The organism is Geotalea toluenoxydans JCM 15764 (genome assembly GCF_001311985.1).
Lineage (GTDB): Bacteria > Desulfobacterota > Desulfuromonadia > Geobacterales > Geobacteraceae > Geotalea > Geotalea toluenoxydans.
Genome location: NZ_BBCJ01000013.1, coordinates 69,806 through 87,139, shown reverse-complemented (window position 1 = coordinate 87,139; position 17,334 = coordinate 69,806). Strand labels below are relative to the sequence as shown.

9 protein-coding genes, 1 other RNA gene and 3 pseudogenes are annotated in these 17,334 nt (G+C 54.4%); 10 read left to right on the top strand and 3 right to left on the bottom strand.

The window, feature by feature from the left end:
- Window positions 1–79 precede the first annotated feature (79 nt).
- Both ssrS and aroF read right to left on the bottom strand, forming a co-directional pair.
- A non-coding RNA gene (gene ssrS, locus JCM15764_RS22865) (6S RNA) lies at window positions 80–255 on the bottom strand.
- A gap of 53 nt (window positions 256–308) precedes the next feature.
- A pseudogene (gene aroF, locus JCM15764_RS10255) lies at window positions 309–1,324 on the bottom strand (3-deoxy-7-phosphoheptulonate synthase).
- A gap of 181 nt (window positions 1,325–1,505) precedes the next feature.
- Between aroF and JCM15764_RS28190 the strand changes: the two are divergent.
- The 9 genes and pseudogenes from JCM15764_RS28190 to JCM15764_RS10210 all read left to right on the top strand — a co-directional run bounded on the left by JCM15764_RS28190 (window position 1,506) and on the right by JCM15764_RS10210 (window position 12,403).
- Window positions 1,506–2,102, top strand: a pseudogene (locus JCM15764_RS28190) (DUF507 family protein).
- Window positions 2,102–2,632: a hypothetical protein gene (locus JCM15764_RS10240; protein WP_054695318.1), complete on the top strand. Its 531-nt coding sequence runs from the start codon at window positions 2,102–2,104 to the stop codon at window positions 2,630–2,632. Before JCM15764_RS28190 ends, JCM15764_RS10240 begins: the two are co-directional and overlap by 1 nt.
- A gap of 217 nt (window positions 2,633–2,849) precedes the next feature.
- Window positions 2,850–3,140 (top strand): co-chaperone GroES, encoded by a 291-nt coding sequence (gene groES, locus JCM15764_RS10235; RefSeq protein WP_012645497.1) that lies wholly within the window; start codon window positions 2,850–2,852, stop codon window positions 3,138–3,140.
- A gap of 46 nt (window positions 3,141–3,186) precedes the next feature.
- Complete coding sequence (gene groL, locus JCM15764_RS10230) at window positions 3,187–4,836, top strand: chaperonin GroEL (protein WP_012645496.1); 1,650 nt, start codon at window positions 3,187–3,189, stop codon at window positions 4,834–4,836.
- Window positions 4,837–5,126: 290 nt separating this feature from the next.
- Complete coding sequence (locus JCM15764_RS10225; protein ID WP_054695315.1) at window positions 5,127–7,187, top strand: serine protein kinase; 2,061 nt, start codon at window positions 5,127–5,129, stop codon at window positions 7,185–7,187.
- 112 nt (window positions 7,188–7,299) lie between these two features.
- Window positions 7,300–8,415 carry a DUF444 family protein gene (locus JCM15764_RS10220; protein ID WP_279384363.1) on the top strand — a complete coding sequence of 372 codons (1,116 nt, stop codon included), beginning with the start codon at window positions 7,300–7,302 and terminating at the stop codon, window positions 8,413–8,415.
- A 19-nt stretch (window positions 8,416–8,434) separates the two neighbouring features.
- On the top strand, window positions 8,435–10,081 hold the full coding sequence (locus tag JCM15764_RS10215; RefSeq protein ID WP_054695310.1) for a SpoVR family protein: 1,647 nt from the start codon (window positions 8,435–8,437) through the stop codon (window positions 10,079–10,081).
- Window positions 10,074–10,241: a hypothetical protein gene (locus JCM15764_RS29545; RefSeq protein ID WP_279384362.1), complete on the top strand. Its 168-nt coding sequence runs from the start codon at window positions 10,074–10,076 to the stop codon at window positions 10,239–10,241. Before JCM15764_RS10215 ends, JCM15764_RS29545 begins: the two co-directional genes overlap by 8 nt.
- The gene (locus tag JCM15764_RS10210) at window positions 10,238–12,403 is read left to right on the top strand and encodes a serine protein kinase PrkA (RefSeq protein WP_279384361.1); all 2,166 of its coding nucleotides are present in this window, start codon (window positions 10,238–10,240) and stop codon (window positions 12,401–12,403) included. The genes JCM15764_RS29545 and JCM15764_RS10210 overlap by 4 nt, the downstream gene beginning before the upstream one ends.
- A 173-nt stretch (window positions 12,404–12,576) precedes the next feature.
- On the opposite strand, the gene JCM15764_RS10205 is transcribed toward JCM15764_RS10210, so the two are convergent.
- A complete protein-coding gene (locus JCM15764_RS10205) occupies window positions 12,577–14,397 on the bottom strand; it encodes a KUP/HAK/KT family potassium transporter (RefSeq protein WP_054695307.1) in 1,821 nt (606 codons plus the stop codon).
- A 154-nt stretch (window positions 14,398–14,551) separates the two neighbouring features.
- Between JCM15764_RS10205 and ileS the strand changes: the two are divergent.
- Window positions 14,552–17,324: pseudogene (gene ileS, locus JCM15764_RS10200) on the top strand (isoleucine--tRNA ligase).
- Window positions 17,325–17,334 lie beyond the last annotated feature (10 nt).

The following is a 17,334-nucleotide window of genomic DNA, read 5'->3' as shown; positions in this document are numbered from 1 at the left end:
AAAAAGCCATCCGGCAATCGATGACCTTTCGAAGGAACAAAAAAACGGGAAGCTCCGTCGGACGGAACTTCCCGTTTACTATCTCTCCACCATGCCGTTGGTCGGGGCCTCACAGCGAGTTCCCTAACAGGTGGGCTCCTTTAATGCTGCTTCAGGCAATTCCCGCAAAGGGGCAGCACACCACAGCTTAAAAAGGCGCCCGTTCAATGATTATTCCGCAGGGGCTTTAATACCTCACGAACAGGGCAGAGAGAAATTTTATCGTTGAGCAATCTTATCCCGCCCCAGGGAATAAATCAAGGGTGTTTTTAACCGGCAAAACCGAGAAACTGCCTGAGCTTGACGATCTCTTCCATTAATTTGTCGAAGCCCTGAAAGGTCAGGGACTGGGGCCCGTCCGATAATGCCTTCTCCGGCTCGGGGTGTACCTCCACCAGTATGCCGTGGGCACCTGCGACCAGTGCAGCCTTTGCCATGGGGGAAACCAGGGTGCGCTTGCCGGTGGCATGGGAAGGATCGACCATTATGGGCAGGTGGGACATCTCCTTGATCAGAGGCACCACCGACAGATCCAAGGTATTTCGGGTGGCGGTCTCGAAGGTGCGGATGCCCCGCTCGCAGAGGATGACGTTGGGATTTCCTTCCGCCAGGATATATTCTGCCGCGGCAAGGAATTCTTCAATGGTGGCACTCATGCCCCGCTTGAGCAGCACCGGCTTTCTGATCCGCCCCAATTCCCGCAGCAGATCAAAATTCTGCATATTGCGCGCCCCTACCTGGAGCAAGTCCGCATATTCGGCCACCACGCGACATTTTCCGGGCTCATCACCTCGGTGACGATGGGCAATCCACTTTCTTTGCCGGCAGCCGCAAGCAATTTGAGCCCCTCTTCCCTGAGCCCCTGAAAAGTATGGGGGCCGGTCCTGGGTTTGAAGGCACCTCCCCGCAGCAGTACTGCGCCTGCAGCCTTGACCGCCAGAGCCGTCTTTATTATCTGCTCTTCCCCTTCTACAGCACACGGGCCGGCGGCGACTACCGGAGGACAGCCCTCACCTATCCGGACCCCGCAGACTTCGATGATGCTGCTCTGGGGGTGAAAGGCACGAGAAACCAGCTTGTACGGCTTGGAAACGTGTATTACTTCCTGAACGCCGGGAAGATCGCGAATAACCACATCGTCCACATAGCCGGTGTTACCGAGAACGCCGATGGCTGTTCTCTCGCTGCCCGGAATCGGTCTCGCCTTGTATCCCATTCCTTCAACTGCATTGACAACGGCATCGATCTCAGCCTGCCCGGCAGTATAACTCATTACTATCAGCATGGCCCCGGCTCCTCCTGTCCGCATAACGTTAATTTCGCCTAAGATAACAGGCCGCAACTGTCAGGTCAACGATGAATCAAGCCCGCACCTGATTTGTGCGGATGTAATGTGTTGCTTTTTTATTAGGATATCGTAAAATAAGCCCTTACTGTGGACAAGGAAGAACAAAAGAGAGGTACTGATGCGACTCAAGGAAGACCAGATCGGCAGGATGGCGGAGAAAGTACTTGGCGATCTCTCGGCAGCGGGGCTTATAGAGCTCAAGCAGGATCGTGTTGCCGCCCTCAATGCCATCAAAAGCGCCATCACTGCTGACATCAAGGCGGAAGAAGCTTTGGAAAAGGATGCCGCACAGCTTCTGGACCAGACCCTGCGCGGCATGGGAAGCGGAGCGACCGGCATCGATCAGCACAAGATGCTGCGCATGATCAAGGAAAAGCTGGCGAAGGAACGGAAAATCGTTCTTTAGTCTCAGCAATAAACATTTTGTCACCGGGGGGTACCCATGCAGATTTCAGAAGATAGAATTTCACATATTGCCCACAAGATTTACGACAAACTCTGGCGGGACGACCTGGCCGATTTCCCCGATGAAGCACGTTCCTTGAACGCCATTAAGGACTCCATCGCCGCTTTTTTTTCCGTTGCAGAAGACATCGACCAGGCTGTAAGAAAAAAACTCGCTTCCTATTCCCAGGCGAAGGTGCCGGGCAGCAGGGAATGGGAAGTACTCTACCAGAAGCATTACGCCGAAGAGCTGGCGAAAAGGAAATGGTGATGGGCAATACTTCTGCGACAGTCAAAGCATCGTACCTGTTGCTGCTTATTGCCATGCTGCTCCTTTTCGGCTGTGCATCGGGGCCTCGGGTTACCATGTCTCCAGCCTTCAACCCGGCCCCGGAAGACAATATCGTCTACCTGGTGCCGTTCAGCCAAAGCCTTGTCCCCAATGACTTCAGCGACACCGTTTTCAACGAGTTCGTCGACAACCTGAACAAAAACCGCTCCCGCACCGATGTGCAGTGGTACTATATTCTCAAGGAAGACCTGAAGGACATCGATCCGGCGTGGTTGACCAGGCAGGTCTACATCAGCGGTGAGTTGTGGGGCTATGTCGAAAATGCCGGATGCTGCTCCACCGAACTCAGAGCTAAAGCCCGTCTGAACCTTTTCGAAATGGAACAACGGGATGCAACACTAGAAATGCAGTTCCCCGTGGAAGCCTTCTTTGAGCATGACCGTTCAACCTTGTCCAATGAGCGGCAGCGGATGGCAAAGCGGTTGGCCACCGAGATGCTGACGCCATAACCGATATTTTTGCCCGCCGCAAATCGCACCAGTCCCATTGATTTTCCACCCCGCCAGCGACAGCCCTATCGCCCGTTAATTTTTTTCCATTAATGACTTGATTTTTGCCCATACCGTGTTTATATTTACCCCATGATTAGCACTCAGCTACAAGGAGTGCTAATATTTTTTCCAATCGTAAATTTCTGTTTATTCCCAAGGAAAGGAGAAGTAACGCATGAAGCTGAGACCAATGCAGGACCGTATCATTGTGAAAAGGGTTGAGGAAGAGACCAAGACCGCAGGCGGGATCTACATCCCCGAGACGGCCAAGGAAAAGCCGCAGGAAGGTGAAGTCGTGGCAGTGGGCAACGGCAAGAGGACTGAAGACGGCAAGATCCTCCCACTGGATGTCAAGGTCGGCGACAAGGTACTTTTTGGTAAATATTCCGGTACCGAAGTCAAAGTTGAAGGCCAGGATTACCTCATCATGAGAGAAGACGACATCCTGGGCGTTATCGAGAAATAAAGAACAACATTTAAATAACTGACTAATCCAAGGAGGATAATTCAACATGGCAAAAGTTATAAAATTTGACCAGGAAGGCAGAAACGCATTCCTGAAAGGTGTAAATACTCTTGCAGACGCAGTTAAGGTCACCCTCGGCCCCAAAGGCCGCAATGTGGTTATCGAAAAATCTTTCGGCGCTCCTCTCATCACCAAGGACGGCGTTACTGTAGCAAAAGAGATCGAACTGGAAGACAAATTCGAAAACATGGGAGCACAACTGGTGAAAGAGGTTGCCTCCAAGACCTCCGACGTAGCCGGTGACGGCACCACCACTGCAACCGTGCTTGCCCAGGCTATCTACCGTCAAGGCGCCAAACTGGTTGCTGCAGGCCACAATCCCATGGAAATCAAGCGCGGTATCGACAAGGCTGTCGAGACCTTGGTCGCCGAGCTGAAAAGCATCTCGAAGCCAATCAAGGACCACAAGGAAATTGCCCAGGTCGGCACCATTTCCGCCAACAATGACAAGACCATCGGTGACATCATTGCCGAGGCCATGGAAAAAGTAGGCAAGGAAGGGGTCATCACCGTCGAGGAAGCAAAGGCCATGGAAACCTCACTGGAGACCGTGGAAGGGATGCAGTTTGACCGGGGCTACCTCTCTCCTTACTTCGTCACCGATCCCGAGCGCATGGAAGCGAACCTGGAAAACGCCAATATTCTTATCCATGACAAGAAGATCTCCAACATGAAAGATCTCCTGCCGGTTCTGGAGCAGACCGCCAAGTCCGGTCGTCCCCTGGTTATCATTGCCGAAGACATTGAAGGCGAAGCCCTCGCCACTCTCGTTGTCAACAAACTGCGCGGCGTGCTCAACATCTGCGCCGTCAAGGCACCCGGCTTCGGTGACCGTCGCAAGGCCATGCTGGAAGATATCGCCGTCCTTACCGGTGGCAAGGTGATCTCCGAAGAGGTCGGCTTCAAGCTGGAAAACACCACCATGGACATGCTTGGTCAGGCAAAAAAGATCACCATCGACAAGGACAACACTACCATCATTGACGGTGCCGGTGCAGAAGGTGATATTGCCGGACGGGTGAAGATGATCCGTGCTCAGATCGAAGAAACCAGCAGCGATTACGACCGTGAAAAACTTCAGGAGCGTCTGGCCAAGCTTGTTGGCGGCGTTGCTGTGATCAAGGTCGGTGCTGCCACCGAAGTTGAAATGAAAGAGAAGAAAGCCCGCGTTGAAGATGCACTGCACGCAACCCGCGCTGCAGTTGACGAAGGCATCGTCCCTGGAGGCGGAGTGGCTTACCTGCGCGCCATGTCTACCCTGGATGCCCTTAATCTCCCTACGGAGCAGCAGTTCGGCGTTAACGTCATCAAACGCGCCCTGGAAGAGCCGATCCGTCAGATCGCCCAGAATGCCGGTGTTGACGGCTCCATCGTTGTCGACAAGGTTAAGAACGGCAAGGATGCATTCGGCTATAACGCTGCAGATGACGAGTACGTGGACATGATCCAGGCCGGCATCATCGATCCGACCAAAGTATCCCGTAGCGCACTGCAGAACGCATCCTCCATCGCCGGTCTGATGCTGACCACCGAAGCGATGATTGCCGATAAACCCAAGGAAGAAGGCGCAATGCCTGCAATGCCTGGCGGAATGGGTGGCATGGGAGGAATGGGCGGCATGGGCGGCATGATGTAATCATCGACGATGCTTTTCCGCCCTGGCGGTGTCAGTCATCACGATGAGTTGTGCGGCGTAGCTGGGCTACGCCTCCGCCCCATCGCTTGACTTCCTTGCCAGGCCGAAAAATCCTCATCGATTAAAGGAAAAAAGGGAGTGGACAATTGTCCGCTCCCTTTTTTCGTTCCTTTCCCGTCATCCCTCCCCCCAATGTAAGCAGCGGCGGCTGAAATTTTTCTTCATGAGCTTGGAGAATGAAAATTCTGTGGGATAATCAAGTTGATATTACACATGCTCTGGAGGGACCCATGAACAGCAACCATACCTGCACTCTCAATCAGCACCTTACTGAGGTCAAGGAAGGGAAGCGATGCTTTGAAAATGCCTTCCAGGGCGTAGCGAGGATGATTCTCGAGGGGAAAATCGAAAAAATCGTCGTCAACGGCAAGACCACCTATGACTTCATGATCTTCCGCACCGGGAAAAAGCACCCCGTCGGAATGTACGATGAGATCAACAGCTTCGTCTCCTTTGTCAAGGATGCGGCAGAAGGAGGGTCCTCAAAGGAGATGGCCTTCGTCCTCGTCGGCGAGCCGGGCAACGGCAAGACCTTTTTTGTCGAATATCTCTGCGCCAAATACCGGGAATTCCTGGCCCGTCCAGAAAACCGCCGCTACACCTTTCAGCTGGTAAATATGGACAAGCTGGGCAGTTACGGCCGCATCTCCGTCATCGAGTCCCAGACCTACGAAGATCCGATGATCCTGGCCATGAACCTCTTCGACAACCTGGATGAAAGCAGGGAATTTCTCGGCAGGACCGTCGGTTTCAGTGATAAGGAGATCGCTAAACTCTTCGAGAACTACCGCCCCCTGGGCGCCGACAGCGGCTACATCTGGAACGACCTGCGCAAATATAGCGGTGGCAATTTGGAAGAAATGCTCAAATTTGTAGAGGTAGTGCCGGTTCCATTGACCGAAACTCTCGGCACCATTACCGGCAAATATGCTGCCAAGGACAAGATCACCTCTTCGGCGGTGGATCTCCTGGGTGACGAGTCGATCCAGCGGCTTTTGCACATCACCGACGTCAATAATCCTTACCGCTTTGATCTCCGCCGCGGCGCCCTGGCAAGGGTTGCCGGCGGCGGCATCCATTTCAGCGATGAAATTTACAAGAACAAGAAGGACCTGGTCCAGGTCTACCTGGGGGTGATTCAGAACCGGCTCATTGAGATCGATGGCTATCGCTGGCCCATCGACACCCTGATCATTGCCACCAGCAACAACTCCGAGTTCAACCACTTTCTCGCCGAGCGCGAGGAGGCGCCTATCATCGACCGCTGCCGGGTCTGCTATGTCTCCCACAACACCAACTACCGCATGCAGGAGGCGCTGACCACCTATGCCATAGGCACTGAAACAAAGACGACACTGACCAAGGAGGAGTTGCACCAGGACCCGAACCTGAATTATTCGGCATCGGTGGCCACGGTAATGACCAGACTTCCCCGCTCGGAAAAACTGACCCCCATTGAAACCCTGAAACTTGCGGCCGGCGAAGTGGCAGGCGAGAAGAGCCTGAAAACCCTTGCCGAAGTAGTCGATATGCTCAGCCAGGAGCCGGATATCACCAAGCGTTTCGGCCAGAAAGGACTTGGCCAGAGAAACCTGGGAAGGGCGGTGCAGCTGATGGTGGAAAGTTCGGAAACCAACGAAGGACGCTGCATGATCGCCGTCGATATCTTCAAGACCCTGGAAAGGGTGGTGCTGGACTATGTTTCCGATGCCAACGACCGGGCCAAATACCTGGAAGATCTGAAGATCGCCAAGTCCCTCTACCGGGAGCGGATCATGACTGAAATGTTCAATGCCTACATGGATGAGCCCTTCGCCATCCGCAAGGACGTGCTCAACTATGTCAACATGATCATCGGCATCGATGCGGAGAACCTCGGTCCGGACAAGATGTGGAAATACAAGGACCCGCAAACAGGCCAACTTAAGGCCATCAGGATCGACGAACGCTACGTGCGCAATATCGAGGAGCGCATCGGCCTGAAAACAGAGGAACAACGAGAATCTTTCCGCACCTCCATCCGCAAGATCTACGGCCAGAAAATCTCCGTCGAGCCCAACTATGACTTCATGGACAACCTGGAGCTGGTCAAGGCGGTGACCGATGTGCGGCTGAAGTCGGATATCGCCGGCGCCGGCAGCCTGATCGGCGCTTTGGCCAATCGTACCAACGAGGAAAACCAGAAACTGTACGACAGGATGATCACTACCATGCTGGACAAGCTCCATTACTGCAGAACCTGCGCCCAGAAGACCATCGAGTACTTCTGCAGCCAAGAGGATGAGATCTAGTGTCTGACTTCGACCCGGACAAAAATCCCTTCGCCTCCCTGGAGCCACCAACGGCGGAAGGACCTATACGACGCGGATCCGCTCCATCCATGAACTGCTGGAGAGGGACAAGATGCGGGAAAAGGACGGATTTCCGCGCAAGATCCGCATCGGCAAGCTGGTCAAGCCTACGCGTGGCGGCAAGGAAAAATTCGTCGTCATCCCCACCACCGTCGAAGAAAAATTCTATCACGACCGGGTTCCATCTCCCATGGATGAGGAGAATGCAACCGGCGGCACCGGCAAGGAAGAGGAAGGAGACATCCTGGGAGAGCGGCCGGTCCGTCCCGAAGAAGGAGCGGGAGAAGGGGAAGCTGGCCAGGGGGAGGGAGAGAGCCACGAACTGGAATCCACCGCCTATGACCTGGGAAAGATTCTCACCGAAACCTTTGAGCTCCCCAATTTGAAGGAAAAAGGGAAAAAAAGTTCCCTTACCCGCTATACCTATGACCTTACGGACAGGAACCGCGGCTTCGGTCAGCTTCTGGACAAGAAAGCGACCATGCGCAAGATCCTGGAAACCAATATCAGCCTGGGTAATGTCCCCAATGTCACCGACATCGACACCACCCGTTTTCTCATCTCCCCCAAGGACAAGATCTATCGCATCCTGTCCCGGGACATCGACTACGAATCCCAGGCCCTGGTCTTCTTTATCCGTGACTACTCCGGTTCCATGGAGGGGAAGGCAACTGAGCTGGTAGTGTCCCAGCACGTGATGATCTACTGCTGGCTGCTTTATCAGTTTGCCCGCCAGGTTGAGTCTCGCTTTATCCTCCACGACAACGAAGCGCGGGAAGTGCCGGATTTTGAAAGCTACTATCGCCTCCGGGTTGCCGGCGGCACCAAGGTTGCTTCAGCCTATCGACTGGTAAATGAGATCGTCGAGAAGGAAAGCCTGGCAAAGGACTACAATATTTATATTTTCCACGGCACCGACGGCGACGATTGGGACACGGAAGGGGTGGAGGCGCTCCCGGAAATCAAGCAGATGCTCACCTACACCAACAGGATGGGCATAACCATTGCCGAACACGCCTACGCTGCAGGCAGGCATTCGGAGGTGGAACAATACCTCACCACTTCCGGCCTGCTCAAGGAACGGGCAGACGTGCTGCGCCTGGATGTCCTCGATGAGGAGGCGGAGGAACCCCGTCTCATCGAGGGAATCAAAAAGCTCATCTCCTGAGGCAGAAACTGGGAAACCTATGGAACTGATCAGCCAGCATGCAAAACAGATCATGGAAGGGTGCAAGGAGCGGGCAAAGGATGCCGGCCTGCGCTTCCAGGACGAGACCCTGGAGTACATCGTCACCAATCGGGACATGCTGGAACTTTCCCCCAAGGCGATGATCCCCACCCTCTACGACTACTGGGTCCACGACGTGGAGGTATTGAAAGGGCTGCGGAAATACGAGCTTTACCCCTACAATCCCTACGAGACGGTGATCAACACCCGCCCCCCCATCTCTTTTTATAACGATAACAATCCGGACTGGCTCAATGTGATGATCTTCTACCATGTGCTGGCCCACATCGATTTTTTCCAGAACAACCTCTTCTACCGTCTCACCTGGGATTACGACCTTAACGGCCAGGCGCTGGCAGACAAGAGGCTGATTGCCCGCCTGCGATCTGAAAAGGGGCGTTGGGTGGATTATGTCATCGAGTTCGGTCGCGCCGTCGACAACCTGGTAGGTTATTTCGACGAGTTGTCGCGGGCCAGCCGCGCCCAGATCCCGTCCCTTTCCAGCAACGTTGACTATTACTTCGACACCTTTCTTCAGTCGGTGAAAAAGGTGCGGATCCAGGAATATGTTAAAGAAGTGGAACGCTACAACCAGGCCATGGCCCAATACGGGGAACTGGGGGAGAAGACCTTCTTTGCCGACACGCTGAAGAAGCATCCGGAACTGGAGGCGGTGTTCTCCAGACAGGCGCCCGAGAAAGGCAAGCCTCGGCTTGACCTGCTCCAGCACCTGATGGAATACTCGCCATTCCTCAACCGGGATGAGAATAAATGGATGAAGTCGGTACTTGAGATCGTGCGCAATACCTCAGTCTATTTCCAGCCCCAGATCCGCACCAAAATCATGAACGAGGGGTGGGCCAGCTACTGGCATGAAAAGCTCTTCCTCCTGGACGACCGGATCCGCGAGCATGAGGTGGATTTTGCCCGGGTCCACGCCGGTGTGACCTCGCTGCCAAGGGTCGGGCTCAACCCCTATGCCCTGGGCATGCGAGTCTTTGCAACCATCGACGAAATGGCTGACAAAGGCAAAAGAAGTCTCGAATTTCAGATGCTGCGGGATATCCACACCAGGGAAAAATATGACAAGCAGACCGGCGAAGGAGTGGACTATATATTCAAGGTGCGGGAGAATTTCTGCGACTTCACCTTCATCAACACCTTTGTCGATCAGGACTTCCTCAACAGGCATAAGCTGTTTGTGGTGGACAGAAGGCTCGACCACCAGAAGATGGTCTGGCAGTATTACGTGAAAAGTCGAAAAGCCGAGGACTACCGCCGGATGCTTCTCGACACCCTCTACCACCCGCCACACATGGAAATAGGTAAAGATACAAGTGATGGCAGTCTGTACCTGACCCATCGCTTCGAGGAAAAACCGCTGGTCAGGGAATTCATCGGCAACACCATGATGGGCATCGAGTACCTGTGGGGGGGGCCAGTGCAGCTTGAAACAAGCGAAGTAATGCCCTCTCCGCCTGAAATGGAGCGGCAATTACACGCCCCTGGGGAAGCTCAACGGATCAACTGGCAACGGGTACTCTACAGGATGGAAAAAAAGAAACTGACGAAAACCACTATCGGTACGGAAAGCGGCCATGACTGACCTACATCAGGCGTTACAGCATATAAAGGGAAGCGTCAGCGGCTGGGAGCAGCGGGAACCGCTACCCTTCGAGGAATTCCTGCAGCTACTGGCCGCCCGCCCCGAGCAATTGGTGCGCAATGTCTTTCAGTCTTTCACGACATGGTCATCAGCCAGGTGACTGAAAAAGCAGACGAATATCCTGAAGATCCGGAATCCATCCACTATGTCTCCTACGACTGCTCCAAGCTCTTCGTGGAAAATGCCGACCACCCGTTTTTCGCCGACCGGCTCTTTGCCAACCGGCTGATCAATCTGGTGGAGGCCTGGCGACGCGGCGCCCAGCAGAACAAGATCTACATCTTTGAAGGCCCGCCCGGGAGCGGCAAGAGCACCTTTCTCAACAGGCTCTTGATAAAGTTCGAGGAGTACGCCAACAGTGACGAGGGGCTGCGTTTTGAGACCGTGTGGCGACTGGATCGGCAAAAATTCGGCGGCATTCCCCGCCATGAAACGTCGCATTTTCTCGACAGGCTGTCAAAGCTCATCGACGAGTATGAGTTCGATCAGAATCAGATCATCGAAGCCCAGTCTTCCATGCAGGAAAGGGATGACTTTGTTGAGGTGGTCTGCCCCAGCCACGACAGTCCGATCCTGATGATTCCCAAGGATTTCCGCAGGCAGTTTTTCCTGAACCTGTTCGGTAATGACGAGTCCAAGCTGCACCTTCTCGACGAGAAGGCCTATGAATGGGTATTTCGAAACCAGCCCTGCACCATCTGCAGCTCATTGTATCTGGCGCTCCTGAGAAAGCTCAAGGACCCTGCCGAGGTGCTGAAGATGGTCTATGCATATCCATACCGCTTCAACCGGCGGCTTGGAGAGGGAATCAGCGTCTTCAGCCCCGGCGACAAGCCGATGAAACATATGGTCTTCACCAACGATATGCTGCAGAACCGTCTCAACAGCCTGCTGCGCGACAGCAATCAGGTCAACTACATCTTCTCCCAATACGCCAAGACCAACAATGGCATCTATGCCCTCATGGATATCAAGTCCCACAACACCGACCGGCTCATCGAACTGCACAACATCATCAGTGAGGGGGTGCACAAGGTCGAGGACCTGGAGGAAAACGTCAACTCCCTGTTCATCGCCCTGATGAATCCGGAGGACAAGAAGAACATTGAAAATTTCCCCTCCTTCTCGGACCGCATCCAGTACATAAAGATACCCTATGTGCTGGATCTGAACACGGAGGTGGAAATCTATCGCAACATCTTCGGCAAGCAGATCGACGACAGCTTCCTCCCCCGGGTCCTGCACAATTTTGCCCGGATCATCATCTCCACCCGCATGCAGCAGCATTCGGATGCAATGCAGGAGTGGATCCCCGATCCGGCGAAATATGCCATGTTCTGCGATGAGAACCTGCAACTGCTGAAGATGGAAATCTATACAGGCTATATCCCGCCGTGGCTGGATGAAGAAGACCGGAAAAGGCTGATGGCAAAACGGCGGCGGAAAATTATCGCCGAGTCGGAGATCGAAGGGGAGAGTGGCTTTTCAGGCCGGGACGCCATAAATATCTTCAATGACTTCTATTCCACCTATGCCCGCAAGGACGCACTGATCAACATGTCGGTATTGAGCAACTATTTCACCAAGGTTCGTCCCGACCTGGGGCACTTGGTGCCCGAGGGCTTCATCGACTCTCTGCTGCGCCTTTATGCCTACACCGTTCTCCAGGAGGTGAAGGAATCCCTCTACTACTACAACGAGGAGCAGATTTCACGGGAAATTCGCAATTACCTCTTTTCCATCAATTTTGAGCCGGGGAGAACCGAGACCTGCCGCTTCACCGGCGACAGGCTGGAGATCAGCGAGAGTTTCTTTGAAGGGATCGAGAACCGGCTTTTGGGGCCGAAGGTGGAGCGGGAAACGCGACTGGCGTTCCGCGGCCAAACCCAGAAAGAATATACGGCGAGAACCCTGACCCAGGAGATATTGGCCGAAGGTAAGGACGTAACCAGGACCAGTCTTTTTCAGGAGCTGCGGGAGCGTTACATTTTCAACCTGAAGGAGAAGGCACTGGATCCCTTCCTGGAAAACGCCAACTTCCGGCGGGCTATCAAGGATTATGGCCGGCCTGAATTCAAAACCTACGACAAGAAGATCCGCAACGACGTCACCTTTCTCATCAACAATCTCTGCAGCAAGTTCCGCTACACGAAAAACGGCGCTAGAGAAGTTTGTCTCTACGTAATCGATACCGACCTGGCAAGAAGGTTCTCCCGCAACAGCCCTGAACCTGCCAAGGAGACCACCCTCACCAGCGATTAGTCCAGAAACTTTGCCCACGCAGGATGGGTGTTTTTCAGCGTATCCATCACCTTTGCGCTCAAAAATGTCCAGTGCAAGGCGCTCAAAGGACTGAAGAGGGAGGCGTACACCAGTACGCCGAGCGATGAAGTACGAGAGCAACGCCGCAGATGGGTGTTTTTCAGCGCAAACGGTTACATCTCCACCCTCGTCACCACCCCTTGCAACCGACTTGCCGGCAGCTTGTTGAACTGGACAAAGGTGGGTGTCAGCTTTTTCAGCAGGGCAAACAGTCTCCACACCGGGTTTGCCGTGGCAATGTCCTCAATGCCGTAGAAAATTACCTTCTCCCTGATACCGTGCTCCTTGAGAATGGATTCGATATCGATAATCTCCATGTAGCCGAGGACGACCTCGAATCCCTCAAGACCTGCAGTAATGTCGGTCTTGTGGTTGATGGCCAGACCGAAGGGTTCATCGGTGCGGACGATGGAGATCATCACGTTCCGCTCATAGATGATGTTGCTGCGGATCATGCAGTGCACCACATACGGCGGGATGGTCTGCCAGTCCTTGGTGAAGAAGAGACCGGTGCCGGGAATGTTTTTCCCCTTGGCGTAGATCTGTTCGAATGAAACGAGAAAGGTGTCGATATCGAGGGGTTTCAAGGCCCGGTACAGCGCCCGCTGCCCCTTGGTCCAGATCATGATGGTGATGAACGGAACAGAGGCCAGTATTATTGACCAGTAGGCGCCATGTGGAATCTTGGAAAAGGTCGAACTAAGGTAGATCACATCGAGCAGGGTCACCAGAACGGCAATGGGCACCTTCCACTTCTTGAGTGTATGGGAAAAAACAATGATCATCATGATGCCGGTGATGGTCATTGAACCGGTTACTGCCATGCCATAGGCGGCTGCCAGGTTGCTGGATGCCTTGAAGACCATCATGACGATGATGACGGCCACCATCAGCCCCCAATTGACTGCCCCGATATAAATCTGGGATTTAAGATGGCTGGAGGTGTAATCGACCTTCATCAGCGGCATGAGACGCGTGGTTATCCCCTGGTAGACGATGGAGAAGACGCCGCTGATAATCGCCTGGGAAGCAATGATGGTTGCCATGATCGTCAGGAGCAGGAACGGGACGTAGAGTATCGGCGCCTGGTCCTGTACCATGGAAAAGAGGAAGTTTTTGGCCCCGGGATGGTGCAAGGCGAATACCCCCTGCCCCAGGTAGTTGAGGAAAAGGGCGACAAAGACAAAATACCAGGCGCGGACAATGGGCCGGCGCCCAAGATGCCCCATGTCGGCATAGAGTGCCTCGCCACCGGTGGAGCAGAGGATGACTTCCGAAAGGACAAAAAACCCTGAAAAGCCGTTTTCGCGGAAAAACAGGAACGCATGGTGAGGACTGATCGCCGAGACGATTTCCGGCATTGCCGAGATTGAAATAAGGCCGGACAAAGCAAGGGAGCCGAACCAGACGACCATGATCGGACCGAAGGCCCCGGCTACCTTGTCTGTTCCCTTGTGCTGGATCAGGAACAGACCGATGGCAATTGCCGCGGCAATGGCGACAAGTATGCTTTGGGAAAGCCCGCTGAACGATGGGATGAGCAGAAGCCCTTCCACTGCAGACAGGATACTGATGGCCGGGGTAATGACACCGTCACCCAGAAGCAGGGAAACACCAAGAAAAGAGAGGAATCCGGCAAACGCCACCAACCGGCTTGATTTGACCAGCTTGAGAATGATCTCCCGCAGGACTATTTCCCCCCCCTGGCCCTTCCTTCCCAGTCCCATGGCCAGCCATGCGTATTCTACGGTTACAAGGATGGTCATCGTCCAGAAAACCAGTGAAAGTATGCCGAAGACGTTGCTGCGGGTAGCAGGGGTCAAGGCAAAGACAACGGTCAGGGTATAAATGGGGCTGGTGCCGACATCGCCGAAGACGAGACCCATGGCTTTGACTATTCCACCCCAGAAGGATTCGCTGTGATCATCTCTCATTAAAAAATATCCCTTCCGCAAACTGCCAGACTTATACCACTTCACCCTGTCGAATACAACTAAATTCCCCCTTTACCCTTGACATTTCAATATGTTCCTTGTATTTTATGACGCTTGTCCGCGAGTCAGCGGATCTATTCCGGAGGAGATTTAAATGGACTACAAAGATACCCTCAATCTGCCCGTCACCGACTTCCCCATGAAGGCCAACCTGGCCCAGAGGGAGCCGGAAATGCTCGAAACCTGGGAGAAAAACCGGCTTTACAAAAAGATGGAAGATGCAGGCAAGGGCAAACCCAAATATATCCTACACGACGGTCCTCCATACGCCAACGGTCACATCCATATCGGCCACGCCTTAAACAAGATCCTTAAGGACATTGTTCTAAAAAGCAAGCGGATGAGCGGCTTCGACGCCCCATACATCCCCGGCTGGGACTGCCATGGCTCCCTATTGAACTGCAGGTGGAGAAAAATCTCGGCTCGAAAAAGCATGAGATCAGCAAGCTGGAGATGCGCAAGCAGTGCCGGGAATATGCAAAGAAGTTCGTAGATATACAGAAGCAGGAATTCGAACGGCTGGGAGTCCTGGGTGAGTGGGATAATCCTTACCTGACCATGAACTACAGCTATGAAGGGATCACCGCCCATGAGCTGGCCAGATTTGCCGAAAACGGCGGCCTATACAAGGGTAAAAAGCCGGTTCACTGGTGTTCATCCTGCGGCACAGCCCTGGCCGAAGCCGAGGTTGAATATGCCGATCATAAATCGCCGTCCGTCTTCGTCAAGTTCCAGCTAAAAGACGATATATCCAAAGAACTGCCTGCCCTTTCCGGAAAGAAAGTCTCCCCGGTTATCTGGACCACCACTCCCTGGACCATCCCCGCCAACCTGGCCATTGCCATGCATCCCGAATTTGATTACGTTGCCCTGGATACCGGGGCTGAAGTGCTGATCGTTGCCGAGGGTCTCAAGGAGGCCTTCTTCAAGGCCACCGGCGTCAGCGGCGCAGTCATCGACACCTTCAAGGCCGCGGCTCTGGAAAAGAAACTCTGTCGCCATCCCTTCTACGACCGGGACTCCATCATTCTTCTCGGCGACCATGTTACCCTGGAAGCAGGCACCGGCTGCGTCCACACCGCTCCCGGCCACGGTCAGGAGGACTATGAGCTGGGACTGAAGTTCGGCCTGGACATCTACAACCCGGTGGACAACCGGGGGCGCTTTCTGGAGACGATTCCGTTTTTTGCCGGCCAGTATGTATTCGATGCCAACCCCAACGTCATCGCCAAGCTGGAGGAAGTGGGGGCGCTGGTGGGCAAAGGTGAAATCAGCCACTCCTATCCCCACTGCTGGCGCTGCAAGAAACCGATCATCTTCCGCGCCACCGAGCAGTGGTTCATCTCCATGGAAAGCAACGACCTGCGCCGGAAAGCCCTGACTGAGATCAACACCGTCAGCTGGATTCCCAAATGGGGCAAGGAACGGATCTTCGGCATGATCGAAAACCGCCCCGACTGGTGTGTCTCCCGCCAGCGTAACTGGGGAGTGCCGATCACCGTCTTTTACTGCAAGGCCTGCGGCGAAGCCTGGCCGACGGTAAAATCATGCACCACGTGGCCGACCTCTTCGAGAAGGAAAGCTCCGACATCTGGTATGAGCGGGAGGCGAAAGAATTGCTCCCCGCCGGCACCACCTGCCCAGCCTGCGGCAAAACCGAATTTGACAAGGAAATGGATATCCTCGATGTCTGGTTCGATTCGGGCGTCTCCCATGCCGCCGTGCTCGAACACCGCGACAATCTGTCATCCCCGGCCGACATGTACCTGGAGGGAAGCGACCAACATCGCGGCTGGTTCCACTCCTCGCTCCTGGCCAGTGTCGGCACCCGCGGCGTTGCCCCCTACAAAGCCGTTCTCACCCATGGCTTCGTCGTCGACGGCAGCGGCCGCAAGATGAGCAAGTCCGTAGGCAATGTGGTCGCGCCCGAAGACGTGATCAAGAAATATGGCGGCGAAGTGCTCAGGCTGTGGGTCGCCGCCCAGGACTACCGGGACGACCTGCGCATCTCCCAGGAGATCCTTACTCGCCTCTCCGAGGCCTACCGCCGCATCCGCAACACCTGCCGCTACATCCTCGGCAATATTGCCGATTTCGATCCGAAACGGGACAGCGTGGCCTACGGCGACATGCCCGAAATAGATCGCTGGGCATTGCACCAGCTTGAGCTTCTGAAGGAGAAGGTGCTCAAGGCTTACGAGAACTGCGAGTTTCACGTTCTCTATCACGCAGTGAACGGCTTCTGCACGGTGGAGATGAGCGCCTTCTACCTGGACATCCTCAAGGACCGCGTCTACACCAGCAGAAAAGACTCCGTCGAGCGCCGCAGTGCCCAAACCGCCATGTACCAGATCCTCGACGCCCTGGTCAAACTGACCGCCCCGGTGCTTTCCTTCACCACCGACGAGGTATGGCGCTATATGCCCACCCCGGCCGAGGAGAGCGTCCATCTGTCCCAGTTTCCCCAGCTGAAGCCCGAATACAGGGATGATGCCTTGGTTGAAAGATGGGAGACCATCATCAAAGTGCGGGCCGAGGTCTCAAAGGCGCTGGAACAGGCCCGTGTTCAGAAGGTGATCGGTCATTCACTGGATGCTGCCGTTGCCCTTAGTGCCCCAGCCCAGCTTCGCTCACTGCTGGAGCCTCACGCTGCCGAACTGAAGAGTATCTTCATCGTTTCCAAGGCGGAACTGGTCGATACTCTCGGGGGGGATTTTTATTCTGCCGAGGGGATAGCCGATCTGCAGATCAAGGTATCTGCCGCGCCGGGAGAAAAATGCGAGCGATGCTGGTGTTACGACGAAGAACTCGGGAAGGACAGCGAGCACCCAGGCATATGTCCCAAGTGCCTCTCAGCAGTCAAATAAAAGCAAAAGG